At 64.4% G+C, this 7,591-nt stretch carries 6 protein-coding genes; all 6 read left to right on the top strand.

Going from position 1 to position 7,591, the window contains the following annotated elements; all coding sequences use genetic code 11:
- Window positions 1-229 precede the first annotated feature (229 nt).
- The 6 genes from AWB81_RS44570 to AWB81_RS46795 all read left to right on the top strand — a co-directional run bounded on the left by AWB81_RS44570 (window position 230) and on the right by AWB81_RS46795 (window position 7,589).
- Window positions 230-709, top strand: a complete 480-nt coding sequence (locus AWB81_RS44570; protein ID WP_143753557.1) for a hypothetical protein — start codon at window positions 230-232, stop codon at window positions 707-709.
- 236 nt (window positions 710-945) lie between these two features.
- Window positions 946-2,340: an L-serine ammonia-lyase gene (locus AWB81_RS06555; RefSeq protein WP_062633400.1), complete on the top strand. Its 1,395-nt coding sequence runs from the start codon at window positions 946-948 to the stop codon at window positions 2,338-2,340.
- Between the two features lie 40 nt (window positions 2,341-2,380).
- Window positions 2,381-3,625, top strand: coding sequence for a sarcosine oxidase subunit beta family protein (locus AWB81_RS06550; RefSeq protein ID WP_062633399.1), 1,245 nt, complete (start codon window positions 2,381-2,383; stop codon window positions 3,623-3,625).
- Between the two features lie 22 nt (window positions 3,626-3,647).
- The gene (locus tag AWB81_RS06545; protein WP_062633396.1) at window positions 3,648-3,947 is read left to right on the top strand and encodes a sarcosine oxidase subunit delta; all 300 of its coding nucleotides are present in this window, start codon (window positions 3,648-3,650) and stop codon (window positions 3,945-3,947) included.
- Window positions 3,944-6,946, top strand: a complete 3,003-nt coding sequence (locus tag AWB81_RS06540) for a sarcosine oxidase subunit alpha family protein (protein ID WP_062633394.1) — start codon at window positions 3,944-3,946, stop codon at window positions 6,944-6,946. The genes AWB81_RS06545 and AWB81_RS06540 overlap by 4 nt, the downstream gene beginning before the upstream one ends.
- Window positions 6,936-7,589 carry a sarcosine oxidase subunit gamma gene (locus AWB81_RS46795; protein ID WP_062633392.1) on the top strand — a complete coding sequence of 218 codons (654 nt, stop codon included), beginning with the start codon at window positions 6,936-6,938 and terminating at the stop codon, window positions 7,587-7,589. The genes AWB81_RS06540 and AWB81_RS46795 overlap by 11 nt, the downstream gene beginning before the upstream one ends.
- Window positions 7,590-7,591 lie beyond the last annotated feature (2 nt).

Raw genomic sequence — 7,591 nt, 5'->3', positions numbered from 1 at the left:
AGGAACCTTGCTCGCACCTCCTACAACTGCCTGAGTTCGAAAAGTACAAGGCCACCTGATGAACGCCCCGAGGCGTCCACGAACAAAACCCAATTTTGCAGGTCCGACTATATAACGGCTTGCATGGCTTGTCACCGCAATGCGGGCCGCACGACGTTCGCGATCTTCATTATCATTCCCGCGCTTTAAATAAACACCCGTCGAGGTGAATCAACCAAAGAGGCCGGTAATGAGAGAGAAACCAGAATTAGAAGAAAAGGACGTCCAGATGCTTTGCGATCGTGCCAAAGCGATAATCATGTCGCACTCCGCTCCGATAGTCCGTTTGTCCCGCGATATCGAGAATGTCGGCCGATTCGACACTCGGTCCGGACCGACGACTCCGCAATTTGACCTGTTGTGTGCCTCGCCGCCTTTCATGGCGGCATCGGCGCAGATCGTGGAAAGGTTCGTGCGCGATTTCGGAGCGGGGCTGTTTCGGCCGCCGTTCAGCTTTCTGCTGCTCGCGCTGGCCGCGACGGGTCCCGTCGCCGCAGCGGAGACGCTGGTGCTGCACGGTCCGTCCGGCCACCAGCACGATACGCTGCGCGGCTTGATCGCCGGACTGGAGACGGTTTTCGCAAGCCATCCGGAGGCATTGTCGATCCCGATACGCCGGGTTCTCGCCCCGTACATGCTTAATCCGCAGAGCCCGACCGGGACCCCCTGATCCTCCGTCGATCACGGCGCGACCAGCGCCTCGCAGGCGGCCCGCCCCCGCCTGCGCACCTTCGCATATGCGTCAATAACCACCGCAAATCCGTCGCCGCCCGCCTTGTACGGGCCGCCTGACGCCGCCATCCCATCCTCTTGCCGTTTTTGTTCTATCGGCCAAAACTCGCCTGCGGTGCAATGGCGTCGTACTGAAACGCAAACCCCAACGCATCGCAACCAGCAAAGGAAGCCATGAACGTCAGCGTCTTCGATCTGTTCAAGATCGGCATCGGACCGTCGAGTTCGCATACTGTCGGTCCGATGATCGCCGCGTGCCGCTTCGCGTCGCACATCGAGGACGCCAACCTGCTCGCGTTCGTGCGCCGCGTCAAGGTCGATCTGTTCGGCTCGCTCGGCGCGACGGGCAAGGGCCACGGCACCGACAAGGCGCTCCTTCTCGGCCTCGAAGGCAACCTGCCCAACCTGATCGATCCTGACCTGATCGAACCGCGCCTTCAGGCCATCCGCGAGACGAAGCAGCTTTCGCTGCTCGGCAAGCATGTCGTGAAGTTCGAGGAGCGCGAGCACATCGGCTTCTTCCGCAAGCTGATGCCGGGCGCACCCGGTTCGAGCGTCGTGCATCCGAACGGCATGCGCTTTCAGGCTTTCGACGAGAACGGCCAGTTGCTCGTCGAGAAAGAGTATTACTCGGTCGGCGGCGGCTTCGTGATCAATCGCGAGGGCGATCGCGTGAACGGCCTGCGCGCGGGCGCAGAAGTGCCGCATCCTTTTCGCACCGGCGACGACCTGATGCGCGTGTGCCGCGAAACCGGCCTCTCGATCGCACAGGTCACGATGAAGAACGAATGCGCATCGCGCACCGAACAGGAAGTGCGCGACGGCATGCTCGCGATCTGGCGCACGATGGCAGCCTGCGTCGAGCGCGGCTGCAAGGTGCGCGGCGAATTGCCCGGCCCGATGAAGGTGAAGCGCCGTGCCGCTGACCTCAGCACGCAATTGCGCTCGCGTTCGGAAGAGTCGCTGCGCGATCCGCTCTCGATGCTCGACTGGGTCAACCTCTACGCGATGGCCGTCAACGAAGAAAACGCGGCGGGCGGGCGCGTCGTCACGGCGCCGACCAACGGCGCGGCGGGCGTGATCCCGGCGGTGCTGCACTACTACGTGAAGTTCATGCACAACGCGAACGACGAAGGCATCGTCACGTTCCTGCTGACCGCCGCTGCGATCGGCATCATCTACAAGGAAACGGCGTCGATCTCGGGCGCGGAAGTCGGCTGCCAGGGCGAGGTCGGGGTTGCGTGCTCGATGGCCGCCGCCGCGCTCGCCGCTGTGATGGGCGGCACGCCGACGCAAGTCGAGAACGCCGCGGAAATCGGCATGGAGCACAACCTCGGCATGACCTGCGATCCGGTCGGCGGGCTCGTGCAGATTCCGTGCATCGAGCGCAACGCAATGGGCGCGATCAAGGCGCTGAACGCCGCGCGCATGGCGATGAAGGGCGACGGCCAGCATTACGTCTCGCTCGACAACGTCATCAAGACGATGCGCGAGACCGGTGCAGACATGAAGACGAAATACAAGGAGACGTCGCGCGGTGGCCTCGCCGTGAACGTCATCGAGTGCTGAAAACGTTGCTACGAAAGTCACGAAGGAAAAGGGAAACATCATGAGCCGCTATTCGATATTCAGCCTGTTGCGCAACGGGATGTCGTATCACGAGAACTGGGAGCGCCAGTGGAAGAGCCCGGAGCCCAAGCGTGAATACGACGTCGTGATCGTCGGCGGCGGCGGGCACGGCCTCGCCACCGCGTATTACCTCGCGAAGGAGCACGGCGTGCGCAACGTCGCGGTGCTGGAGAAGGGCTGGATCGGCGGCGGCAATACGGCGCGCAACACGACCATCGTGCGCTCGAACTACCTGTGGGACGAATCGGCCGCGCTCTACGAGAAGGCGATGAAGCTGTGGGAAGGGCTTTCGCAGGACCTCAACTACAACGTGATGTTCAGCCAGCGCGGCGTGATGAATCTCGCGCATACGCTGCAGGACGTGCGCGATACCGAGCGCCGCGTGAATGCGAACCGGCTGAACGGCGTCGATGCCGAATTCCTCACGCCCGCGCAGATCAAGGAACTCGAACCGACCATCAACCTGAATAGCCGCTATCCGGTGCTCGGCGCGTCGATCCAGCGACGCGGCGGCGTGGCGCGTCACGATGCGGTCGCGTGGGGCTTCGCGCGCGGCGCGGACCAGGCGGGTGTCGATATCGTGCAGAACTGCCAGGTCACGGGCATCCGCCGCGACGGCAGCCAGGTGACGGGCGTCGATACGACGAAGGGTTTCATCAAGGCGAAGAAGGTCGCGATCGTCGCGGCGGGCAATACGTCCACGCTCGCGGACATGGCGGGCATCCGCTTGCCGCTCGAAAGTCATCCGCTGCAGGCGCTCGTCTCCGAGCCGATCAAGCCGGTGGTCAACACGGTCGTGATGTCGAACGCGGTGCACGCTTACATCAGCCAGTCCGACAAGGGCGATCTCGTGATCGGCGCGGGCGTCGATCAGTACACGGGGTTCGGCCAGCGCGGCAGCTTCCAGACCATCGAAGGGACGCTCGAAGCGATCGTCGAAATGTTTCCGGTGTTCTCGCGCGTGCGCATGAACCGCCAGTGGGGCGGCATCGTCGATCTGTCGCCGGACGCCTGCCCGATCATCAGCAAGACCGACGTGAAGGGCCTCTACTTCAACTGCGGCTGGGGCACGGGCGGCTTCAAGGCGACGCCGGGTTCAGGCTGGGCCTATGCGCACACCATCGCGAAGGACGAGCCGCATGCGCTGAACGCGGCCTTCTCGCTCGACCGCTTCTACACCGGTCATCTGATCGACGAGCACGGCGCCGCTGCCGTGGCCCACTGACGCGAACGCACTGGAGATACACATGCTGCTGATCGAATGCCCCTGGTGCGGACCGCGCGCAGAAACCGAATTCTCGTGCGGCGGCGAAGCCGACATCGTACGGCCGCTCGACACCGACAAGCTCACCGACCGCGAATGGGGCGACTACCTTTTCATGCGCAAGAATCCGCGCAGCGTGCATCGCGAGCAATGGATGCACGCACAGGGCTGCCGCCGTTGGTTCAAGGCGCAGCGCGACACGGTGAGCTACGAGATTCAGGGCTACGAGACGTTCGACCGTCCGCTGGCCGTCATGGATAGCAACGAGGGCACGACGAAATGAGCCAGAAAGACCGACTCGCCACGGGCGGACGCATCAACCGCGCAATCCCGCTGACCTTCACGTTCAACGGCCGCACCTATCAGGGCTTTCAGGGCGACACGCTCGCGTCCGCGCTGCTCGCGAACGGGCAGCACTTCGTCGCGCGCAGCTGGAAGTATCACCGGCCGCGCGGCATCGTGACGGCGGGTGTCGAGGAGCCGAACGCCGTCGTCCAGCTGGAAACCGGCGCCTACACGGTGCCGAATGCGCGCGCGACCGAGATCGAGCTGTATCAGGGACTCGTCGCAACGAGCGTGAACGCGAAGCCGAATATCGAGAACGACCGCATGGCGGTCAACCAGAAGATCGCGCGCTTCATTCCCGCGGGCTTCTACTACAAGACCTTCATGTGGCCGCGCAAGTTCTGGCCGAAGTACGAAGAAGTGATCCGCGATGCGGCGGGTCTCGGCCGTGCGCCCGAGCATCTCGATGCGGATCGCTACGACAAGTGCTTCGCGCATTGCGACGTGATGGTGGTTGGCGGCGGCCCGTCAGGGCTGGCGGCGGCGCATGCGGCGGGATTGTCCGGCGCGCGCGTGATTCTCGTCGACGACCAGCCGGAACTCGGCGGTTCGCTCCTGTCCTGCCGCGCGGAGATCGACGGCAAGCCCGCGCTGCAATGGGTGCAACGCATCGAAGCCGAATTGCGCAAGATGCCGGAGGTCAAGATTCTCTCGCGCAGTAACGCTTTTGGTTATCAGGACCACAACCTCGTGACGATCACGCAAAAGCTCACCGAACATCTGCCGGTGTCGCTGCGAAAAGGCACGCGCGAGCTGATGTGGAAGGTGCGCGCAAAGCGCGTGATCCTCGCGACGGGCGCGCACGAGCGGCCCATCGTCTTCGGCAACAACGATCTGCCGGGCATCATGCTGGCGTCCGCCGTGTCCACATACCTGCATCGCTATGCAGTGTTGCCGGGGCGCAATGTCGTCGTGTTCGCAAACAACGACGACGGCTATCAATGCGCGCTCGACCTGAAGGCGGCAGGCGCGCAGGTGACGGTCGTCGATCCGCGCGCTGGCGAGTCGAAGGGCACGCTGCCCGCGCTCGCACGGCGCCACGGCGTCAAGGTGATGACGGGGGCGGTCGTGACGGCGGCGCATGGCAAGCTGCGGGTCGCATCGGTCGACGTGGCCGCGTATTCGAACGGCACGGTCGGCGCGAAACAGGCCGAACTGAATTGCGATCTGGTCGCGATGTCGGGCGGCTGGAGCCCGGTGCTGCATCTGTTCGCGCAGTCGGGCGGCAAGGCACACTGGCACGACGAGAAGGCGTGCTTCGTGCCCGGCAAGGCCATGCAGGCGGAGAGCAGCGTCGGCGCATGTGCGGGTGAATTCACGCTGGCGCGCGGCATCCGCTTTTCGGTCGATGCGGGCGTCGAGGCGGCGCGCGCGGCGGGCTTCATCGTCGCGCGTCCGAATCCGGTGCACGTCGCCGAGATCAGCGAAGCGCCGATGCAGCCGCTGTGGCTCGTCGGCGGACGCGAACTCGCGACGCGCGGTCCGAAGCAGTTCATCGACTACCAGAACGACGTTTCCGCCGCCGATATCTTCCTCGCCGCGCGCGAGGGCTTCGAATCGGTCGAGCACGTGAAGCGCTACACGGCGATGGGCTTCGGCACCGATCAGGGCAAGCTCGGCAACATCAACGGCATGGCGATTCTCGCGCAGGCGCTCGGCAAGACGATTCCCGAGACCGGCACGACGACCTTCCGGCCGAACTACACGCCGGTCACGTTCGGCACGTTCGCGGGCCGCGAACTCGGCGAGTTCCTCGATCCGGTGCGCAAGACGGCGGTCCACGAATGGCACGTCGAGAACGGCGCGGCGTTCGAGGACGTCGGCAACTGGAAGCGTCCGTGGTATTACCCGAAGGCGGGCGAAGACATGCACGCGGCGGTCGCGCGCGAATCGCTCGCGGTGCGGCAGAGCGTCGGCATCCTCGATGCATCGACGCTCGGCAAGATCGACATCCAGGGCCCGGACTCCGCGAAGCTCCTGAACTGGGTCTACACGAATCCGTGGAGCAAGCTGGAAGTCGGCAAGTGCCGCTACGGCCTGATGCTCGACGAGAACGGCATGATCTTCGACGATGGCGTGACCGTGCGCCTCGCCGACCAGCACTACATGATGACGACCACCACGGGCGGCGCGGCGCGCGTCCTGACGTGGCTCGAACGCTGGCTGCAGACGGAATGGCCCGACATGCGCGTGCGTCTCGCCTCGGTGACGGACCACTGGGCCACGTTCGCGGTCGTCGGTCCGAACAGCCGCAAGGTGCTGCAAAAGGTCTGCCGCGACATCGATTTCGCCAATGCCGCCTTTCCGTTCATGAGCTATCGCGAAGGCACGGTCGCGGGTGCGGCATCGCGCGTGATGCGTATCAGCTTCTCGGGCGAACTCGCTTATGAAGTGAACGTGCCGGCGAACGTCGGACGCGCGGTGTGGGAAGCGATCATGGCCGCGGGCGCCGAATTCGACATCACGCCGTACGGCACGGAAACGATGCACGTGCTGCGTGCGGAGAAGGGTTACATCATCGTCGGTCAGGATACGGACGGCTCGATGACGCCTTACGACCTCGGCATGGGCGGGCTCGTCGCGAAGTCGAAGGACTTTCTCGGCAAGCGTTCGCTCACGCGTTCGGACACGTCGAAGGCGGGGCGCAAGCAGTTTGTCGGCCTGCTTACCGACGATCCGGCTCTCGTGGTCCCGGAAGGCTCGCAGATCATCGCGGGTCCCTTGCAGGGCGAGACCGCGCCGATGCTCGGGCACGTCACGTCGAGTTACTACAGCCCGATCCTGAAGCGCTCGATCGCGCTCGCCGTCGTGAAGGGCGGCCTCGACAAGATCGGCGAATCGGTCACGATCCCGCTTGCGAGCGGCAAGCAGATTGCAGCAAAAATCACCAGCTCGGTGTTCTACGACAGCGAAGGAGCACGTCAACATGTGGAATGAAACTAGAGGTTCGTCGACGGTCGTGGACCGCGCCATCGCGGGTCAGGGTGTGTGGCAGGAGTCGCCGCTCGTCGGTACCGATGCGCTCCTGAAGAAGCATCAGGCGACTGCATCGAAAGCGTTTCGTCTGTCCGAGCGGCCGTTTCTCGAACTGGTGATCGTGCGTGGCGACACGCGCGATGCCGCGTTCATGAGCGCGGTGGAAAGCGTGATCGGCTGCCGTCCGCCGGAAAGGCCGAACACGATCGCGCAAGGCAACGGCTACGACGCGCTGTGGCTCGGACCCGACGAGTGGCTCGTGCGTTCGGCGACGGCGCATGACGCGTCGCGGACCGCGCCGCTGCAAGGCAAGCTGATCGCTGCGTTCAAGGGCGTCTTCGCGTCGGCGGTGGATATCGGCAGCGGCTATACGGTGCTCGAAATCGCCGGCACGCGCACGCGCGAAGTGCTGTCGCGCGGCTGTCCGCTCGACCTGCATCCGAAGCTGTTCGGCCGGGGCCAATGCGCGCAGAGCCATTACTTCAAAGCGTCGCTGACGCTCCTGCCCACCGGCGACGATTCGTTCGAACTGGTCGTGCGCCGCAGCTTCGCGGACTACTTCGTGAAGATCATGCTCGACGCGGCCGAGCCGCTGATGTCGTGAAG

The sequence above is a fragment of the Caballeronia arationis genome (assembly GCF_001544975.2).
GTDB lineage: Bacteria > Pseudomonadota > Gammaproteobacteria > Burkholderiales > Burkholderiaceae > Caballeronia > Caballeronia arationis.
This window is presented reverse-complemented; position numbering and strand designations above follow the sequence as displayed.